This window comes from Streptomyces sp. NPDC046197, from assembly GCF_040646295.1.
In the GTDB taxonomy this organism is placed as follows: Bacteria; Actinomycetota; Actinomycetes; order Streptomycetales; family Streptomycetaceae; genus Streptomyces.
This window is the reverse complement of record NZ_JBEYZY010000007.1, coordinates 235,153-254,827: the sequence shown is the minus strand read 5'-3', so window position 1 is coordinate 254,827 and position 19,675 is coordinate 235,153. Positions and strand designations below refer to the sequence as shown.

Sequence of the window (19,675 nt, the reverse complement as noted above, 5' to 3'; positions counted from 1 at the left end):
TCAGGTGGTGGGCGCCCGGACGCTGCGCGCCAGCGCCTCGAGAGCCTGGTCGATCTCGCTCTCGGTGATGGTCAGCGGCGGGCGGAAGCGCAGGCTGCGGTCGCCGCACGGCAGGGCGATGACGCGGTGCTCCCGGTACATCCGCCGCAGGACGGCGTCCCGGCTGCCTGCGTCCGGCAGGTCGATCGCGCACATCAGACCGCGGCCACGGGCGTTGCCCAGGACGGCGGGGTGCTCGGTGGCCAGCGCTTCGAGGCCGTCGCGGAGGTACTTGCCGCGCTGGACGACGGCGTCGAGGAGCTGCGTACGCTCCATCGTCTCCAGGATCCGGGTGGCGCGGACCATGTCGGCGAGGTTGCCGCCCCAGGTCGAGCTGATCCGGGAGGAGACGGCGAAGACGTGGTCCGGGACCTCGCCGATCCGGCCGCCGCCCATCACGCCGCAGACCTGGGTCTTCTTGCCGAACGCCACCAGGTCGGGCTGCAGGCCCAGTTGCTGGTACGCCCACGGGGTGCCGGTGATGCCGCCGCCGCTCTGGACCTCGTCGAGCACGAACAGGGCGTCGTTGTCGTGGCAGAGCCGCTGCATCGCCTGGAGGAAGCCGGCGCTCAGGTGGTTGTCCCCGCCCTCGCCCTGGATCGGCTCGGCGACGAAACAGGCGATCATCCCGTCCGCGGCGCGGAAGGCCGCCTCGGCGGCCCGTAGGGCGCGCTGCTCGGCCTCCCGGTTCGCCCGGGCGTGCTCGGCCAGCGGATGGCGCAGGGCGGGGGAAGGGATCCGGGGCCAGGTGAACTTGGGGAAGCGGGCGGTCTTCGCCGGCTCCGTGTTCGTCAGGGACATGGTGTAGCCGCTGCGCCCGTGGAAGGAACGTTCCAGGTGCAGCACCTGGAGTCCGTCGACGGCCCGCTCGCCGAGGCCCAGCTTCTGCGCCTTCCAGTCGAAGGCGGCCTTCAGCGCGTTCTCGACGGCCAGCGCTCCGCCGTCCACGAAGAACAGGTGCGGCAGCAGCGGGTCACCGAGCACGCGGGCGAAGGTACGGACGAATCTGGCGTACGGGACCGTGTACAGGTCCGGGTTCGACGGCTTGTTGACGGCTGCCGCGGCGAGCTCCCGCAAGAACTCGGGGTCATCGGCAATGCAGGGCGGATTGATCCCGAGCGGCGCCGAGGCAAAGAAGGAAAAGAGGTCCAGATACGCGTCCCCCGTGACGGCGTCGAGAAGCCGGGTGCCGGAACTTGCGGACAAATCGAGAACGATGTCGTAGCCGTCTGCAAGCAGGTGTCGCCGGAGCGTGCGATGCACGTCTCCGGGCTGAATTAATTCCGCTTCCGAACGGCCGGAGTCAGGGCAACGTCCCTGTTCACGCATGTGCGAATACTCCCGTAGCGCAGGATGAATTGCCATTGGTCAAAACGCTTCGAGCCATCGATACAGCGAACTGGAATTTTAGTCCCCCAACCCTAACCCGCACTCCTCTTAGGTGCCTCTTATAGCCCTCTTACAGTCCTCTCATAACCCTCTCAGGACTCTCTTCGAGGATTTTGCACAACGGCAGAAAATCGCCCCTTCGAGATCCCGCGACGGCTGCTATTGTGCTGTACATCGACCGAATTCCGGCGGGCCGACCAGTTTTTGAATTTGCGGGAGATCACGACATGGCCGTAGCCGACTGGGACGAGGCCCGCGGCCGCATGCTGCTCGACCCCACCGTCGTCAACCTCAACACCGGCTCCGCCGGACCGCTGCCGCGCGCCACCTTCGACCGCGTCACCGCACTGCGCGCCCATCTCGCCCGCGCGCCGATGGACTTCCTGCTGCGCGAGGTGCCCCCGCTGCTGTGGAAGGCGCGTGAGTCCCTGGCCGGCTTCCTGGGCGGGGACCCGCACCGCCTGGTACTCACCACCAATGTGACCGGGGCCGTCAACCTGGTGGCGTCCTCGCTGCACCTGGCCGCGCCGGGCGAGATCCTGCTGACCGACCACGAGTACCCGCCGATCCGCTGGTGCTGGGAACGGCTGGCCCGGCGGCAGGGCCTGACGATACGCACGTTCCGTCTGCCGGTCCTGCCCAGCGACCCCGCGGAGATCGTCGACGCCGCCGTAGCCGCCATGGGGCCACGGACCCGGCTGCTGTCCTTCAGTCACGTTCTGTCGACGACCGGACTGGTCCTGCCCGCCCGGGAGTTGTGCGCCGAGGCCCGTAGCCGCGGCATCGTCACGGTGATCGACGGCGCCCACGCGCCGGCGTTCATCGACCTGGACCTGGACGGCATCGGCTCGGACTTCTACGCGGGCAGCGGCCACAAGTGGCTCCTCGCTCCCACCGGCGTCGGGTTCCTGCACCTGGGACCACGGCACGCGCACACCCTGGAGCCGGCCCAGGTGAGCTGGGCGTACCAGCCCCCGCCCGGGAGCGGGCCGCCGGACGAGCGCGACCGGTTCGGCAGCACCCCCCGGCTGCGCAGGCTCGAATGCGAGGGGACGCGGGACATCTGTCCCTGGCTGGCGGTACCGGAGTCGATCGACTTCCAGGCACGCCTCGGACACCACAGGATCCGCGCCCGCCGACGCGAGCTGGCCGGCCACGCGCGCCGGCGTCTCACCGACGGGCTGGGACTGGATTCGGCCACGCCCGAGGCGGCGGACCTGTCCGGCGGCATGGTGGCGTTCCGCCTGCCCGGGACGACGAGCGGGGACGAGCTGCGCCGAGAGCTCTGGGAGCGCTTCCGCATCGAGACGTCGGTGGCCGGGCGGCCGGAACAGCCGCTGCTGCGGGTGTCGGCGAACTTCTACACCACCGAGGCCGAGATCGACCGGCTGGCGGGCGCGCTGGAGGAGCTGATGGCCGACCCGGCCCTCCTGAGCCCGTCGCCTTCCACCGCATCGCCGACCACCCGTTACGAGAGGAGCAGTGAGTGCTGATGGACACGACGGTCCCCACGTTCAGCCTGGCGGACCTTCAGGAGGGCCGCCGCCGGGAGGAGTTCGTGGTGTGCCTGGCGGAGAAGGGCGTCTTCCACCTGACCGACAGCGGCCTGACGGAAGCCGACCAGAAGTCGGCCAAGGACGTCGCCGTGGACTTCTTCCAGCACGGCACCGAGCAGCAGAAGCGGGCCGTGACCTCCACGGTTCCCACCGTGCGGCGCGGGTTCACCGGACTGGAGTCGGAGAGCACCGCGAAGATAACCAACACCGGCGCGTACACCGACTACTCGATGTGCTACTCGATGGGCACCTCGGACAACGTCTTCCCCACAGCGGGCTTCGAACGGATCTGGTCCCACTACTTCGACCGCATGTACCACGCCTCGCGGGAGGTGGCGCGCCAGGTCCTGAAGGCGACCGGGACCGAACCGGAGGGCGGGACCGAGGCGTTCGTCGACTGCGAACCCCTGCTCAGGTTCCGCTACTTCCCCGAGGTCCCCGAGCACCGCAGCGCCGAGGAGGAGCCGCTGCGGATGGCGCCGCACTACGACCTGTCGACGGTGACGCTGATCCAGCAGACCCCGTGCCCGAACGGCTTCGTGAGCCTGCAGTGCGAGGTCGGCGGCTCCTTCGTGGACCTCCCGGCCAGGCCGGACGCGGTGCTCGTCTTCTGCGGAGCCGTCGCGACCCTGGTGACCGGCGGCCGGGTGAAGGCCCCGCGGCACCACGTGGCGTCGCCGGGCCGGGACCGGATCGCGGGCAGCAGCCGCACCTCGAGCGTCTTCTTCCTGCGCCCCAACGCGGACTTCACCTTCTCGGTCCCGCTGGCCAGGCAGTGCGGGTTCGACATCGGCCTGGACGGCGACACCGCCACGTTCCAGGACTGGATCGGGGGCAACTACGTCAACATCCGCACGAAGACCGAGGCATAGGACGAGCGCACCATGGCGACAGCATCAGTCAGCAGCACCGACGACATCCGCGACAGGGCGCTTGCCGCTCTGGCGCACTGCGGAGCCGAACTCGCGGCGTTCAAGGGCGACGCCCTCGCCGCCCGGACACCGGTGACCGGGGACGACCTGTTCGGTCTGCGCGCCGACAGCCCGGCGGACGTCGACCGGGCCGTGGAGGCCGCCCGAACGGCGTTCCGCACCTGGCGGACCACCCCGGCACCGGTGCGCGGCGCGCTGGTCAAGCGGCTCGGCGAGCTCCTCGCCGAGCACCAGCACGACCTCGCCGACCTGGTCACCATCGAGGCCGGCAAGATCCGCTCCGAGGCGCTCGGCGAAGTACGGGAGATGATCGACATCTGCGACTTCGCGGTGGGCCTGTCCCGCCAGCTCTACGGGCGCACCATGCCCTCCGAGCGCCCAGGCCACCGGCTGATGGAGACCTGGCACCCGCTGGGCGTGGTCGGCGTGATCACCGCCTTCAACTTCCCCGTGGCCGTGTGGGCCTGGAACACCGCGGTGGCGCTGGTCTGCGGCGACACCGTGGTGTGGAAGCCGTCCGAGCTCACCCCGCTGACCGCGCTGGCCTGCTCCGCCCTCCTCGACCGCGCCGCCGCCGACACCGGCGCCCCGGCCCACCTGAACCAGGTCGTCCTCGGTGGGTACGGAACCGGAGAGCGGCTCGTCGACTCGCCGCACGTGCCACTGGTCAGCGCGACCGGCTCGACCCGGATGGGCCGCGCGGTGGGCCCCCGCCTGGCGGCCCGGTTCGCCCGCAGCATCCTCGAGCTGGGCGGCAACAACGCCGCCGTGGTGACCCCCTCGGCGGACCTCGATCTCACCGTCGGCGCGGCCGTGTTCGCCGCCGCGGGCACGGCGGGCCAGCGGTGCACCACACTGCGCCGGCTGATCGTGCACGAGGACGTCGCCGAAACCGTCGTCGAGCGGCTCACCAGGGCCTACCGCCGGCTCCCCGTCGGCGACCCCTTCCAGGACGGCACCCTGGTGGGGCCCCTGGTGAACGAGGCGTCGTACGCGAGGATGCGCGAGGGCCTGGACCGCGCGACGGCGGAGGGCGGCACCCTGGTCGTCGGTGGCGAGCGAGAGCTCACCACCGCCGCGCCGCGCGCCTCCTACGTCCGGCCCGCCCTCGTACGGATGCCCGCACAGACCGCCGTGGTACGCGAGGAGACCTTCGCGCCGGTTCTGTACGTCCTGACCTACCGGGACCTCGACGAGGCGATCCACCTGCACAACGACGTGCCCCAGGGGCTGTCGTCCGGGATCTTCACGAGCGACCAGAGCGAGGCGGAGCGGTTCCTGGCCGCCGACGGCGCGGACTGCGGCATCGTCAACGTCAACATCGGCACCTCGGGCGCGGAGATCGGCGGCGCGTTCGGCGGTGAGAAGGAGACCGGCGGCGGGCGCGAGTCCGGCTCGGACGCCTGGCGGGCCTACATGCGCCGCGCGACCAACACGGTGAACTACTCCGGACGGGTCGCACTGGCGCAGGGCGTGGACTTCTCCCAGTAGCCGGCCACCACAGGGGGTTCTCGGCCATGCACGGCAGATCCGCTGCCACAACGGCGCTCACCTTGGCCTGTACCGCGTATTTCCTGGTTCTGTTCGACGCCTCGGTGATGACCGTCGCGTTGCCGTCGATCCAGACCGGTCTCGGTTTCGCACCGGCGGGCCTGCAGTGGGTGGTCAGCAGCTACACACTGGCGTTCGCGGGACTGCTGATCCTGGGCGGGAGGCTGGCCGACCTCTACGGGCCCACGCGGGTCTTCCTCGGTGGTCTTGCCGTGTTCACCGCCTCCGGTCTGATCGGCGGGCTCGCGGCCGACCCGGCGATGCTGATCGCGGCGCGAGCGGCGCAGGGGGTCGGCGCGGCCGTGCTGGCCCCGCTCTCCCTCACCCTGCTGACCACCACGTTCGCCGAAGGTCCCCGGCGGACCCGGGCGTTGACGGCCTGGGCCGCGGTGGGCCTGACCGCTGGGGCGGCGGGCAATCTGTTCGGCGGTGTGCTGACGGAGTACCTGTCGTGGCGGTCGGTGCTGCTGGTCAACGTGCCGATCGGGGTTCCGGCGCTGCTGTTCGCCGCACGAATACGCATCCCCGGGGCCAACCCCGGGCGAAAGGCGCGGCTCGACCTGCCCGGCGCCGTCCTGGCCACGGCCGCGCTGACCCTGCTCACCCTCGGCGTCTGTGAGGCGCACATGCAGGGCTGGTCCGACCCGGACACGGCGCTGCCGCTCGCCGCCGGCGTGGGCGCCCTGGTCGCGTTCGTGGTCGTGGAGACCAGGGTCGCCGCACCGCTGATGCCACCGGGGCTGTTCCGGCTTCCCGGCATCGGCCGGGGCAACGTGGCGATGCTGCTGGCGGGGGCGAGCCAGGTCCCGACGTGGTACTTCCTGACCCTGACCATGCAGGACGTGCTCGGCTACAGCGCGGCGCAGGCGGGCGCGGGGTTCGTGCCCCACGCCGCGGTGATGCTTCTGGTCGGCCTGGGTCTGATCCCGCGGCTGATGCGGCGCGTGCAGGCCAGGGTTCTGATCGCCGCGGGCGCGCTCATCGCGGCGGTGGGCTACTGGTGGCAGAGCCACATCACGCCGGAGTCCGGCTATGTCACCGGCATCCTGGGCCCGGCCGTGGCCATCTCCTGCGGCGGCGGGCTGGTCAGCACCCCGCTGACCACCACCGTCACCTCGGGCGTCGGCGCCCAGGACGCCGGGGCGGCCTCCGGACTCCTGAACACCACCCGGCAGTTCGGCGGCGCGTTCGGCCTCGCCCTGGTGCTCACCCTCACCACGAGCGGCACCTCCGGCACGCCCGCCGCGCTCGCGGACGCCTACGGCAACGCGTTCCGGGCCATCGCCCTGATCATGGTCGCCCTCGCCGCGCTCACGCCCTTACTGCCCGCCCTGGGCGACGCGCGGGGCGCGGGTCCGGCGCTGCCGAACGAGCCACCGGCGGCCAGGACGGACCGGGCCTCCCTGTGACGCGCCGGGCCCGGGGCGGAACTTGGCCGATGGTCCGGACGAATGATTCCAACACGTGACCGACATGCGCCCGTGGCACTTTCGCCACGAGTACTTTTATGCGCGTCTGATCACCAGAATTCTCGGTTGTCAGTCCGGACGTGAAAAGAACAGCGTTGCGGCACAAGAAGGAGACACCAATGGCGGGCCGATCCCCCGAGGCACCAGTGCGGAACGACTCGCCGACGGAAGCCTGCGCAACGCTCACCGGACCGCCCGAGGGGGAGGCGACGGCGCCGGCCGGCACCGGGCAGAAGACCGCGGGCGGCACCGAGAAGACGCAGCCCACCGGCAAGGACGCCCCGCTCACCGCGAAGGAGAACCCGGGCACCACCGAGCCCGGGTCGGACCCCGTCGAGGACGACGGCGTCACCGCCGAGGAGGACTCGGACTCCGCCGAGGATTCGGACGAGGCCGACCGGGACGGCGAGGCCGACGAGGCCGACGAGGCCGACGAGGCCGACGAGGCCGACGAGGCCGACGGGAACTCGGTCGGCGCTGAGCAGGACTCGGGCGGGGACGAGGGGGCGGCTGCAGGGACCACCGCGGTTCAGGCCACCCCGCCTGCCACACCGGCCAAGCCGGATGGGGCGGCGAAGGCGACGGAGACCACAGAGCCCACCGAGTCGACCAAGCCCACCGAACCGGCCAAGCCCACCCAGCCGACCAAGCCCACCGAACCGGCCAAGCCCACCCAGCCGACCAAGCCCACCGAACCGGCCAAGTCGACTACGAAGCCCACCGAACCGGCCAAGTCGACTACGAAGCCCACCGAACCGGCCAAGGACTCCGAGTCGGCCGCACCGGCCCAGCCAGTCGAACTGACCAAGGCAGCCAAGCCGACCGAGAAAACCGAGCCGACCAAGCCGGCCGAGTCGGAGCCGACCACACCGCCCAAGCCCGCGGAGAAAACCGCGCCCACCGAGAAGACCGAGCCACCCAGGACGGAACCGCCCAGGACAGCCGGGCCCACCGAGACGGCCGAGCCCGGCGAGCTTGCCGAGGCCGTCCCGTCGGACGCGGTCGGTGAGGCCGCCCAGTCGGACACGGCCGGTGGGGCGGCGGTGGTGGCCGGGCTGGTCAGGGCGTGGGGGCGGCTCACCCCCGCGTTCAGGGTCGGCGTTTCGGCCGCGCTCGCGCTGTTCCTGGGGCTGGTCTTCGTGATCGTGCAGACACTGCGCCCGCTCCCCGAGCCGACGCTCGTCCGCGACCGGACCCCGGCCTCCTTCACCATCGAAGGCCGCAGGCTCTCCATCCCGTGGCCCAGGCAGGGACAGGCCGCCGTCAAGGTCGCCGGGTCGGACACGATCAGCACGTTCGGGCAGGAGACCCCTGTCCCCACGGCCAGCGTCGCCAAGATCATGACGGCGTACGTCATCCTCCACGAACACCCCCTCGGCAACGGCGAGCAGGGCCCGCTGATCAGGGTCGACGCCCGGGCCGTGCAGGACGGCAAGGCGGAGGACGAGTCGCGGATCGAGGGGCTCCAGGTGGGCCAGGCGTTCAGCGAGCTGGACATGCTGAAGATGCTGATGATCCCGTCCGGCAACAACATCGCCCGGCTGCTGGCCCGTTGGGACACCGGTTCCCAGGACCAGGCGGCCTTCGTCGGGAAGATGAACGACGCCGCCAGGTCCCTCGGCATGAAGAACACCACCTACACCGACCCCAGCGGCCTGGACAGAAACACCGTCAGCACCGCCGTCGACCAGCTCACGCTGGCCGAGGAGGTGATGAAGTCCGACGCCTTCCGCACGGTCGTCGCCCTGCCCGAGGCGGACATCCCCGGATACGGCCGCATCCAGAACAACAACGAGCCCCTGATCAACGCCGGGTTGAGCATCAGGGGCATCAAGACCGGCTCCAACACCCCGGCCGGCGGCACGCTGTCGTGGGCGGCCTACAAGACCGTGGACGGCAAGAACCGGCTGATCCTCGGCACGATGATGGACCAGCACGCCACCGGCGCGGACCCCAACGGGTCCAGCAGCCTCGTCCTGGTGCAGAGGAACAGCAAGCGGGTCATCGAGGCGGTACGCAACGCCCTGACCTCCGCCGTCGCGGTGCGCAGGGGCCAGGTCGTCGGCCACGTCACCGACGGCCTCGGCGACCGTACGCCGGTCGTGGCCACCGAGGACCTCACGGTGGTCGGCGTCCCCGGCCAGAAGCTGACCCTCACCTTCAGCGACGGCGGCAGGGGCATTCCCCGCGCGGCCAGGGGCGGGACCGTCGTCGGCGAGCTGTCCGTGGGCACGGGAGCAGAGGCGCGCAAGGTGCCGGTGGCCCTGCGGAGCGACCTCGCGGAGCCGTCGTTCGGATCGAGGCTGACCCGGTTCGGCTGAGAGCGGTCCGCGCCCGTGGCCGCCCTCGGCCGGGGCGGGGCGGTCAGCCGAGGTCGGCGACGGCCTGCCTGGTGGCCTCCGCGACCAGGGCCTCCTCGGGCGGCGTGCTGTACCCGGGCTTCTCGGACATGATGGCCAGCACGAGCGGGGCGCCGTGGGACGGCCACACGACGGCGATGTCGTTGGCCCTGCCGTAGTCGCCGGTCCCGGTCTTGTCCGCGACCGTCCACCCCTTGGGCACCCCGGCCCTGATGCGTTTGCCGCCGGTGGTGTTGTGCACGAGCCAGTCCTTGAGCAGGGCACGCTTGTCCGTGCCGAGCGCGTTGCCCAGCACGAGGGTGCGGTAGTCGGCGGCGATCGCCCGGGGGGTGGTGGTGTCGTTCGGGTCGTGCGGGGGGAACCGGTCCAGCTGGGGCCCGTAGTGGTCCATACGGCTGACGGTGTCGCCCAGCCGGCGCAGATAGGCCGTCAGCTGCGCCGGGCCGCCGATGTCCCGCATCAGCAGGTTGCCGGCCGTGCCGTCGCTGTAGCGGATGGCGGCGTCGCACAGTTCCCTGATGGTCAGGCCGGTGTCGATGTGGTCCTTGGCGATCGGCGAGATCGTGTTGACGTCGGCCTTGGTGTAGTGGACGCGCCGGTCCAGGTAGCCGAGGGGGTTGCGGCTGAGGACCGCCGCGACCGCGAGCGGCTTGAAGACGGAGCAGAACGCGAAGCGTTCGTTCGCACGGTAGGCCACGCTGGCGCCGGTGCCGGTCGCCAGCGCGTACACGCCCAGGCGGGCCCCGTGCCTGCGTTCGAGGGCCGCGTACGCCGAGGCGCCGGCGGAGCCGGTCGGGCTGCCGGCCGCCGCCCGGTCCGACACGGGTGCCGAGCGATCGCTTCGGCCGCATCCCGCCAGCGGCAGGAGGGCTGCTGCCGCCAGTAAGGAGCGGCGGGAAGGGCCGGGCTGCTCAAAGGACATGCGGTGGTGCCTGCTTTCGGGAGCCGTTTCATGCCGATCAAGGCGCTTGTCGTCGCATTTGTACGTGTCTGCGTCGCCCCAGTCCACCTGTGTCATCTCATCGTGTGACGCCGTCGGGCGCACATACGACGACGGCCCGTCCGTCCGTACCCGCGTTCGGCGGATACGGACGGACGGGCCGCTCGGTCCTTGGTTCCCTGCGCTCAGCCCTCTGTGCGCCGGTACCAGGTGTCGCCCACGACCATGTCGGCGATGCCCCGGGATTCGCAGTACAGCACGAGGTCGGACATACGGTTGATGAAGCCTTCGCCGTTGAAGTTCAGCGACGTGTTGCACAGCACGCCGACCCCTCGCCGGGCGGCGAAGGCCGTCAGCAACCGGTGCAGCTGGGGGTTGCCCGACTCCCGTACCGTCTGCACCCGGGCCGTGCCGTCCACATGGGTCACGGCGTGCAGTCCGCTGGACTTCCGGACATGCCGGAAGTACAGCATGTACGGGTCCTCGAAGTCCTCGTGGAACACCTTGCCGAGGTCCTCGATGCGGCAGCAGGGCGCGATGGGCCGGTAGTCCTCCCGCTGCTTGATGTCGTTGAGCCGGTCCCGCGTGCCCGCGCCGAACGCCTCGGCCAGCAGGGACCGGTTGCCCAGGGCCCGCGGGCCGATCTCCCACCTTCCCTGCACCCAGGCGACGACCCGGCCGTCGGACAGCGCCGTCACCAGGGCGTCGTGGTCGAGCCGCCGGGGCCGCCAGCGGGCGGGGTCGGGCCGGGTGTCGGTGACGAAGCCGAGCCCGCTGTAGACGCTCCAGTCGATGTGCGGATCCCCGGTGAACGTCGATACGGCGTCGATGGCGGTCCCGACCGCGGATCCGGAGTCGTTGGTGCACGGCGGGACGAAGACCGAGGAGAAGTGACCGAGTTCGTCCCACTGGCTGTTCCAGTCGCAGTTCAGCCCGCACCCTCCGGAGATGTACAGCGGGCTGCCGGCCGGCGTCTGTTCCCGGGCGACCTGGGCGAACGTCTGGAAGAGGCGCTCGGTCAGCAGTGCGGCCGCGGTCTTGCACTCGACGGACTCGACACCGGCGTTGTAGAGCACCGAGTCCCGGTACTCGTCCTTGGGCGCCGGGTACAGGGAGTCCTGTTTCAGGATCCGCTCCACGACGTGCCGGATGTCGGGACCCGCGTCCTCCGCGTTCCCGAAGGCCGCGAGCGCCATCAGCTTGCCGGCGTCGTTCAGGCGCGGCTTCGCCCCGGAGTCGGGGAAGGCCGGGTCGGCGAGTCCGAAGAGGAAGGAGTACCGCGCGCCCGGCGCCGTCATGACCGGTATCGTGCGGATGATCCGCTGGTCGGAACCGACGAGGTAGAAGGCGCCGACGTCCCCCTCCCAGACCAGTACCGTCCGCACGGGGCCTGCGTGCCTCGGCCCCATGCCCAGCGCCATGTAGATGTGCGACCGCTCGTGCGTCGAGGTGAAGAACCGGACCTCCTTGCCGAAGAAGCGGGAGGTGGTCACGGTGGGTTCGTGCGTGCCCTCGTACCCGGCTCCGGTGTACGCGATGCGGTGGGGGCGCAGGTCGCTCCAGCCGCCGAGCGCGACCACGTCCGGGACGGCGTCCAGCCGCTCGGCGATGTCCAGGATCGTCGTCGGCAGCAGCGGCGTGTACCGAGGGCGCGAGTCCTTCTCCGACTCCAGCGAGTAGAGCAGCCGCCGGTTGTCGATCGCGGCGACCGCGCCGTCGTGACCCGGCTTCAATGCAACGACGAGCATTCCTGTCCTTCCCACGCCTGGGACCGTCGTGGACGGTCGGGTTCGGTCCGATGCGCTGTTGGTCGGGGGTGGCGGCCGGCGGGGCGGCCAGGGCAACTCGGTCAGTGTGCCTAGGACTTGACCGCGTGCATCGTGACGTAGTTGGTCCCGATCCAGTCCCCGAAGGTCGCGGTGTCGGCGTCGAGGTCGACGTCGAGGCCGTACGTCCGGGCCTTGGGGACGGAGAACGTGAAGTCGGTGGAGGGGCGCAGGAAGAAGACGCTCGAGGTGCGGTCGCTGCCCTCCCGCTGCCCGGCGCCCGGCGACCTGACGTGGTGCCTGGGTGCGGGCACCGCCCCCTGGGTGACCACGGGCGCGATGGCGCCGCAGAGCACGACCACGGCATCGGGCACGGCCGGCAGGTCCACCAGCTCGCCGCCGACCTCCGCCTGCAGGCTCACGAAGCCGTTGGCACACGGGGTCTGGTGGATCAGGGTGATGACGGACAGGTCGTAGTGCGGCGCCATCCGCCGCGGCTCCCGTTCGGCGGCGCGGTGCTCGGGAACCTCCGGGAAGTACCGCAGCCGCAGCACGGGGTCGCAGTCCAGCAGCGTGTCCATGTCCTCGTCCCCTCCCTCGTACGTTCCGCTCGCGCGCAGAACGACCCGTGCGGTCTCCTGTGCGGCCGCGTAGAGGTGGCCGAAGTAGTCCGTCCAGACCTCCTCGAACCGCTGCGAGGGGAAGAGGTTGTCCGAGATCCCCATCGAGAAGGACATGGAGTAGTCCGTGTACGTGCCGGTCCGGGTCACCTGGGCGGTGCTCTCGGCCTCCAGCGCCGAGTAACCGCGGCGCATGGTCGGGATCTTCGTGGTGACGGCCTGCTTCTCCTGCGTGGTGCCGTGTGCGAAGAAGTCCATCGCCGTGTCGGTGGCCAGCCGGTGTTCCTCTTCCAGCACGCCGTAATCGGTGAGGTAGAAGACCCCCGTCTGCGTCACACACCTGCGGAACTCTTCTCGGTCGGCGCCCTTTTGCAGTTCGGCAAGGCTGAAAATCGGTACCGTCGTGTCCGCCATGTTCACCCTCTCGACTTCGGCGATCAGTGGTAGAAAAGCAGGGCCCGCAGTTCCAGGGAGGTTCGCAGATGTCCCGCGGCCGGCCCGGTCCGGTCGAAAAAGGCCGTGTGCGGGCAGAGGCCGGCCACGTCGCGCATTTCGCCTTCGGCTCCCGGCTCGCCGGCGAGCGCCAGGTCGCGGCTCGCACTGTCGTAACACTTGAAGAGTGTCGCTTCGTCGGGGGCGAGAGACCCCCAGTAGTACCAGCGGTGCCGGGGGTTGTGGCGCACCGAATAGTTCTCGCGGTCCCTGAGCCAGGTGGGGAAGTCCAGCCGCGTCGGGACCAGATCCGCCAAGGGATCCACCGACCGGTAGTCGCACAGGGCGAGGGGGAAGTTGCGAACGGGCTCGATCAGCGGTCGCCAGACGTTGACGATCTGGAACCTGCGGAAGGGGCGCCCTCGCCACCCGTGGTCCGCGGCTCGCGCCCGGGCGCTCGTCGGGCTCTGGTCGACGTGCACGCGCAGGTGCGGTGACTGGTGGGTGGGTTCCCGGGCCGCTTCGGTGTCCTCGCGCCGCACGGTGGCGTCGAAGAACTCGACCGTGTCGGCTCCGGTGAGGGACTCCAGCAACTCTGCCGTCTCCCGCCGGTACCGTTCGAGGGCCGGCAACGAGCCCTCGGCCAGGGCGCGTTGGTCCACGCAGGTGGGGACGGCGGCCTTCTCGAAGCCCATGTCGTCGAGTCTTGGCACCGTCGTGCTGTCGCGCAGGTCGGTGATGACCGTCTCGACGGGCACCTTGCGGAAGTTGAAGAGTATCTCGGGTGGCCGGGACACGGCGTCGATGCACCAGTCGTCGTCCGTGCCCGTGGGCGTGAACGGCGCGCTGTAGTACAGGAGACTCGACACGGTCGGCATGACACCCCTCTCCCTGGGCCGGGAACCCCTTACTGCTCCTTCTTCGGCGAGCGGCGGAAGACGCCGCGCTCGAGTTGCGGGCCGGCGTTGGCGTACACCATGTCCATGGTCAGCACGTCCCGGAACGCCGCGAGGTACTCGACCAGCAGCTTCGGGCTGTACCGGTGCCAGTACGGGATCATGTCCTCGATGACGAAGTAGTCGCCCTCTTCCAGGAGTTGGTCCACCGCCCATTTCATGATGTTGAACGTGTTGCTGTGGGCGTCGTCGATGAAGATCAGCGGATGGGCCGCGCCGCGAAGGGGTTCGAAGGTCTCCAGCGCGGCGCAGTCGGCCTCGTGCAGGGAGATGTTCGACCTCTCGGCGGGCGGGATCTGGCACCGGGACAGGTCCCTGTCGATCCCGATGACCTCACAGTCGATCCCCATGAGCCTGGTCAGGTCGCGGAACCAGACCAGCGAGCCGCCGCTGTACACACCCAGCTCGACGATCGTCCGGGGGCGCAGTTCCCACAGCAGGTCGTGGTAGGCCGCCTGGGTCTCCGGGTCCTTGAGCATGCGCAGACCCCGCCACTGGTAGCGGGCGAAATCCGGGAAACCGAGGTCGCGGGGCGCGTCCGCCCACTGGTCGAGCGGCCAGTCACGCGGTCGGCCGGTCAGCACCGGGGGGTGGTAGACCGGGTCTTCTCCCAGGCCCCGGAACATGTTCAGATCCAGGAAGTCCGCACGAGAGTAGTCGTCCACTCCACCCGCCTCCGCGTTAATTCCGAATTACCCGGCAGTCAAACTCAATTACCTGGCCTCAACGCTAACGCGAGTAACTCTTGATTTCCTCTTGAACCTCTCTCGTGGCCAATTCCGGGTGCGCCACCTGTTTTTCCGAGAATGAAAGGGCCGGAGCGCGCACGGGAAAAGCGCTCCGGCCCGGCCGTAAAAGATTGTTTCACGTCAGGTCATGCCGGGGTACCCACCCGGAGAAACTGTTCGTCCTGGCGCAGGATGGCCTGCATCACCTTGGTCATCCGCGCTCCCGGGTTGATTCCGATCTGCTCCCGCAGGATCTGCTTCGCCCGGTGGAACACCTGGATGGCGTCGGCCTGACGGCCCTCGGCGTAATACGCCTTCATGAGGCCGACGTACAGGTCCTCGCGGAAGGGATCGCGCGCCACGAGTTCCGACAGCCGGACGATCGCCTCGTTGTAGTTCCCGAGCCCGACGTCGATCAGGGCCCGCAGTTCGACCGCCGCGGTCCGCTCCGCGTCGAGGGCCTCCCCCTTGCGACGCAGCCGGCTGGAGGTGACACCGGCGAGGGCCGGACCCTTCCACAGGGCCAGCGCGGCATCGAGCCGGACGGAGGCTTCCCGGTGCTGTCCGCGCAGGTGCAGCTCCCGGACCCCACGCACCATGTCCCGGAACACGAACAGATCGATGGACTCCGGCGGCACCCTCAACTCGTAGCCGCAGTCGTGCGAACCGACGGCGTCGCGGGGAAGTCCCGCCTTCTGCAGGGCGGTACGGATCATCCAGGCCGAGGTCTGCAGCTGGCCCGAGACGGTCAGGGGCGGCTCGCCGTCCCATGACTCCTCGCTGATCGCTTCCTTGGAGATCGCCTGCCCGGGGCGCAGCGCCAGACAGGCGAGGAAACATCGCTGCCGGTGTCCGGATATGTGTATGGGTACGGAGTCCTTGACGAGAGTCACCGGGCCGAGAAGCCGGATCGTCACGTCGTTCCAGGTGTTCATCGGTTACCCCCTGTTGATGAACCACGCCCTCGCCCGAGAGGGATGGACATGGCATGGGTTGTTCTCGGTGCAGCTCCTTGTGCGTCGTCGCGCCTGTCAGTTCGCCGCCGGAGCCCTGACGGGAGCCCGGCGGTGTCGGTGGATGCGGTGCGAGCGGGGCGAATCCGGCGGCTCGGCCCAGCCGACCGGATGTCTCATCCCGTCAGGTTCTTCAGGAACTTGGCCGCGATGGGGCCCGCGTCGTGGCCTCCGGATCCGCCGTCCTCGAGCAGGACCGACCAGGCCAGATCGCGGTCGCCCTGGTAGCCGATCATCCAGGCGTGCGTCCGCGGCGGTTTCTCGGTGCCGAACTCCGCCGTGCCCGTCTTCGCGTGCGGCTCGCCGGGAAGGTCCTTCAGCGCCCAGCCGGCTCCGTAGGTGACCGTCGCGCGCATCATCTGCCGCAGATCGTCCACCACGCCCGTATCCAGCCGGGCCGGGGCCTGGTAGGGCTTCTTCACCGCGTCGGGCACCAGGACGGGCTGCTTGAAGACGCCCTCCTTGACCGTCGCCGCCATCGAGGCCATCACCAGCGGTGAGGCCTGCACCCTGGCCTGCCCGATGGTGGAGGCGGCCTTGTCGTTGTCACCGGTGGTCACCGGCACACTGCCGTCGTACGTCGAGGCGCCCACGTCCCAGGTGCCGCCGACACCGAACGCCTCGGCGGTGTCGTGCAGGGCCGAGGGCGGCAGCTTGGCACGGGAGTTGACGAAGAAGGTGTTGCACGAGTGGGCGAACGCGTCCCGGAAGGTCGACCCCGCCGGGAGCGTGAACTGGTTCTGGTTCTCGAAGCGCTGTCCGTTGACGTAGGCGAACTTCGGGCAGTCCGCCCGGTCCGCCGGCTTCATCCCCTGCTTCAGCAGGGCGGCCGCGGTCACCACCTTGAACGTCGAGCCCGGCGGATAGCGCCCCTCCAGGGCGCGGTTCATCCCCGACGGCACGTTCGCCGCCGCCAGGATGTGACCGTCGGAAGGGTCGATCGCGACGATCGCCGCGTTCTTCTTCAGCCCGGCCAGCGCCGCGGCGGCGGCCTCCTGCACCCGCGGATCGATCGTCGTCCGCACCGGCTTGCCCGCGCCGCCCGTGGCACCGGTGAGCTGCTTCACCACCCGGCCGTACTGGCGGTCCACGACCACCACCGACTTCGACGCGCCACCACCGCCGGCCAGCTGCTGGTCGTAGCGGGCCTGCAGACCCGACATCCCCTTTCCGGTCCGGGCGTCCACCATGCCCACCAGTGAGGCCGACTGCAGCTCATGGCCGTTCTTGTCGAGGATGGCGGCCCGGTCCCGCGACTTCAGGGCCAGCGTCTGTCCCGGAACCATCTGCGGGTGCACCGTCTCGGTGTGGAACTCGACTTTCCACCTGCCACCGGCGTCGACGACCTTCGCCTTCGAGTCCCACCCGTAGTCGCCCACCCCGGCGATGGCCATCCGCACGGTGAACGGGATGTCGACCTCGCCTTCCCCCTTCTTCTTCCCGTGCCCCGCGGTGAGCTCCGTCTTCGACGGCTTCAGGTTCGTCATCACGGACCCGATCAGCGACTGGGCCTTGTCCGGCGTGTCCGTCAGCAGGCCGGCCCCTTTCGCGTCACCCGACTGCCAGGCCGCCAGGAACCTGTCGAACTGCTTGGTCGCGTCGGCGACCTGCGGATCACCCGAGCCGCCGCCGAAAGACAGGCTGGAGTATCCCCAGTACCCGATCCCCACGGTCACGGCCAGTGCCACGACCGTCCCCACCATCACCCGGCCACGGGCACGGCGCCTGCGGCTCGGCGGGTATTGGCCCTGGCTGTCGGAATACGTCATGGGCCCCAGGTTATGCACCCCCGTCTTCCGCCGCTTGGTGGTGCGGGACGTTCAAGACACCCCGGAAGTGAAAGTGTGAGAGCCGGGGAGAAGGGCCGGGACCGGCGGGATCCATGGGCAAAGAGACACCAAAGGAACATTAAAGGTGCATCACACCATGCACTTGTCCAATGCTGCTGTGAATCGGTCACCCTCCCCGGAAAATTGGTCTAGACAACTGTAAGAAGTTCTCATGCCTCACCTTTCCCTGCGCGGTGAACTGGCCGAATCAAATCGATTCCGGTTGACCGGTCCGGAAATTCTTGGCAAATCAAGTCGGGCAACCGGTTTTTTCGGCGGGTAAATCCGAATGGCTCCCCCGGTACCGGAGGAGCCGATCCGGGGCCGGATTACTTGTGCAGGACCGCCTTCATCACGTTGCGCGCGATGGGAGCGGCCAGGCTGCCGCCGGAGATGTCCTCGCGCGAGATGTCCATGTTGGTGGGGTCGATGAACACGGCCACCGCCACCGCCTGGCCGTCGGGCTTCACGCCGTAGGAGACGAACCAGCCGTAGGGAACCAGTTTGCGCACGTCCACGCCCCGCTGCGCGGTGCCGGTCTTGCCACCCACGGTGACACCGTCGATGAGGGCCCTTTTGGCGCTGCCCTCCTTGGCGGTGAACTCCATCATCTCCCGGATCTTCTGGGCCGTGGTGCCGGAGACGGCCTGGCTCATGAGCCGGGGCTCGTTCTTCTTCAGGGTGGTCAGGTCGGGGGACCGCACCTCGTCGACGAGGTAGGGCTGCATCAGCTTGCCGCCGTTGACCATGGCCCCGGTCACCATGGCCATCTCCAGCGGAGTGCTGGTGAGGCTCCCCTGGCCCATGCCGGTCAGTGCGGTACCGGGCTTGTCCAGGTTGCCGGGGTACAGGCTGGCGGAGGCCCGCAGGTCGCCGAAGTCGGAGGAGTAGACGTCCTTGTTGAAGCCGAACTTCTCCGCCGTCTCGCGCATTCCGTCCGCACCCACCTTCACGGCGGCGTCGAGGAAGACGTTGTTGCAGGAGTACTGCATGGCCGTCTTCAGGGACGCCTTGTTGCACACGGCGTCCCCGGCCTCGCTGCTCACCTTGTTCGTCGACTGCGGCAGCTGGTACGGCGACACCGCGTCCGAGCGGGCGTCGACGTCCGTCACCACGCCGTGTTCCAGGGCGGCCGCCGCGGTGAGAATCTTGAACGTCGAGCCGGGCGGAAACGTTTCGCGCAGCGCGCGGTTGGCGAGCGGACGCCCCTTGTCGGTATCGAGGGCCTTGAACTTGTCGCCCTCCTTGAAGGAACTGCCGGCGAACGCCGAGGGGTCGTAGGACGGGGTCGAGACCAGGGCCAGGACCTTTCCGGTCCGGGGGTCGAGGGCGACGACCGAGCCGCGGGCGCCGAGCTTGGTGAGTCCGTCGTACCCGGCTTGCTGCGCCTTGGGGTCGATCGTCGTGATGACGTCGCCGCCCCGCCGTCCCTTTCCGGTGACGACATCCGAAAGGCGCTGGAACGCGAGCCGGTCGTCCTGGCCGCTGAGCACGCCGTCGTACGTCCTCTCCAGAAACGTCATGCCCATGGCCTGGGAGGCGTATCCGGTGACCGGCGCGTACATGGGGCCGTTCTTGTACGTGCGCTTGTACTTGAGGTCCGATCCGTCGGCCGCCACCGAGCCCGTGATCGCTGTGCCGCCCACGATGATGTCGCCGCGCGGCGTCGAGAACCGGTTGATCAGCACCCGGCGGTTCTTGTCGTTGGTGGCGAGGTCGTCGGCCTTCACGTACTGCAGCCAGTTGGCCCGTATCAACAGTGCGAGCGTCAGCAGCCCGCAGAAGATGGCTATGCGCCTCAGTGGCTTATTCACGCGGCGTCGCCTCCGGCATCCGGCGCCACGGCCGGCTGACGGTGTCTGGCGACCGGCTGCCTTTGCCGCAGAACTAATCGCGCGTGAACCGGAGAGGGAGTCGGAGTGTAAAGCACCATGGCGGCAACCCTAGTCGAGTACGCCACGGTGCCCGAGTTGGGCGCCTTCCCTGTCCGGAAATCTACGGTGACGCGATATCGGGCTACGCGGCGCCAACGGCGGTCGCCTAAGCTCCACTTCGCCGACGACTGCACACTCCAGTGAAAGACAACTCCCGAAGT

The 19,675-nt window shown here is 69.5% G+C and carries 13 protein-coding genes and 1 pseudogene; 5 read left to right on the top strand and 9 right to left on the bottom strand.

Going from position 1 to position 19,675, the window contains the following annotated elements; genetic code table 11:
* Entirely contained in the window at window positions 1-1,368 is a 1,368-nt protein-coding gene (gene lat, locus AB0A61_RS13020; RefSeq protein WP_361290598.1) for an L-lysine 6-transaminase, read from the bottom strand.
* A gap of 287 nt (window positions 1,369-1,655) precedes the next feature.
* On the opposite strand from lat, the pseudogene AB0A61_RS13015 reads away from it, so the two are divergent.
* The 5 genes and pseudogenes from AB0A61_RS13015 to AB0A61_RS12995 form a co-directional block, all read left to right on the top strand.
* Window positions 1,656-2,849, top strand: a pseudogene (locus AB0A61_RS13015) (aminotransferase class V-fold PLP-dependent enzyme); the annotation flags it as partial.
* 71 nt (window positions 2,850-2,920) lie between these two features.
* Window positions 2,921-3,856, top strand: a complete 936-nt coding sequence (locus AB0A61_RS13010) for a 2OG-Fe(II) oxygenase family protein (RefSeq protein ID WP_361290595.1) — start codon at window positions 2,921-2,923, stop codon at window positions 3,854-3,856.
* Between the two features lie 12 nt (window positions 3,857-3,868).
* Window positions 3,869-5,407, top strand: a complete 1,539-nt coding sequence (locus tag AB0A61_RS13005) for an aldehyde dehydrogenase family protein (RefSeq protein ID WP_361290592.1) — start codon at window positions 3,869-3,871, stop codon at window positions 5,405-5,407.
* A gap of 62 nt (window positions 5,408-5,469) precedes the next feature.
* Window positions 5,470-6,876, top strand: a complete 1,407-nt coding sequence (locus AB0A61_RS13000; RefSeq protein WP_361290589.1) for an MFS transporter — start codon at window positions 5,470-5,472, stop codon at window positions 6,874-6,876.
* Between the two features lie 179 nt (window positions 6,877-7,055).
* The gene (locus tag AB0A61_RS12995; protein WP_361290586.1) at window positions 7,056-9,257 is read left to right on the top strand and encodes a D-alanyl-D-alanine carboxypeptidase; all 2,202 of its coding nucleotides are present in this window, start codon (window positions 7,056-7,058) and stop codon (window positions 9,255-9,257) included.
* A 43-nt stretch (window positions 9,258-9,300) separates the two neighbouring features.
* Here the strand turns inward: AB0A61_RS12995 and bla are convergent, their stop codons facing one another.
* The 8 genes from bla to AB0A61_RS12955 form a co-directional block, all read right to left on the bottom strand.
* Window positions 9,301-10,218 (bottom strand): class A beta-lactamase, encoded by a 918-nt coding sequence (gene bla / locus AB0A61_RS12990; RefSeq protein ID WP_361290583.1) that lies wholly within the window; start codon window positions 10,216-10,218, stop codon window positions 9,301-9,303.
* A 203-nt stretch (window positions 10,219-10,421) separates the two neighbouring features.
* Window positions 10,422-11,984 (bottom strand): 3'-hydroxymethylcephem-O-carbamoyltransferase, encoded by a 1,563-nt coding sequence (cmcH, locus tag AB0A61_RS12985; RefSeq protein ID WP_361290824.1) that lies wholly within the window; start codon window positions 11,982-11,984, stop codon window positions 10,422-10,424.
* Window positions 11,985-12,094: 110 nt separating this feature from the next.
* On the bottom strand, window positions 12,095-13,036 hold the full coding sequence (locus AB0A61_RS12980; RefSeq protein WP_361290580.1) for a 2OG-Fe(II) oxygenase family protein: 942 nt from the start codon (window positions 13,034-13,036) through the stop codon (window positions 12,095-12,097).
* 23 nt (window positions 13,037-13,059) lie between these two features.
* Entirely contained in the window at window positions 13,060-13,932 is an 873-nt protein-coding gene (locus AB0A61_RS12975) for a CmcJ/NvfI family oxidoreductase (RefSeq protein WP_361290577.1), read from the bottom strand.
* 29 nt (window positions 13,933-13,961) lie between these two features.
* Window positions 13,962-14,675, bottom strand: coding sequence for a CmcI family methyltransferase (locus tag AB0A61_RS12970; RefSeq protein WP_361290574.1), 714 nt, complete (start codon window positions 14,673-14,675; stop codon window positions 13,962-13,964).
* A 209-nt stretch (window positions 14,676-14,884) separates the two neighbouring features.
* Window positions 14,885-15,673: a BTAD domain-containing putative transcriptional regulator gene (locus AB0A61_RS12965; protein ID WP_361290571.1), complete on the bottom strand. Its 789-nt coding sequence runs from the start codon at window positions 15,671-15,673 to the stop codon at window positions 14,885-14,887.
* A gap of 194 nt (window positions 15,674-15,867) precedes the next feature.
* The gene (locus AB0A61_RS12960; protein WP_361290568.1) at window positions 15,868-17,520 is read right to left on the bottom strand and encodes a penicillin-binding transpeptidase domain-containing protein; all 1,653 of its coding nucleotides are present in this window, start codon (window positions 17,518-17,520) and stop codon (window positions 15,868-15,870) included.
* 389 nt (window positions 17,521-17,909) lie between these two features.
* Complete coding sequence (locus AB0A61_RS12955) at window positions 17,910-19,394, bottom strand: penicillin-binding protein 2 (RefSeq protein ID WP_361290565.1); 1,485 nt, start codon at window positions 19,392-19,394, stop codon at window positions 17,910-17,912.
* Between the last annotated feature and the right edge of the window lie 281 nt (window positions 19,395-19,675).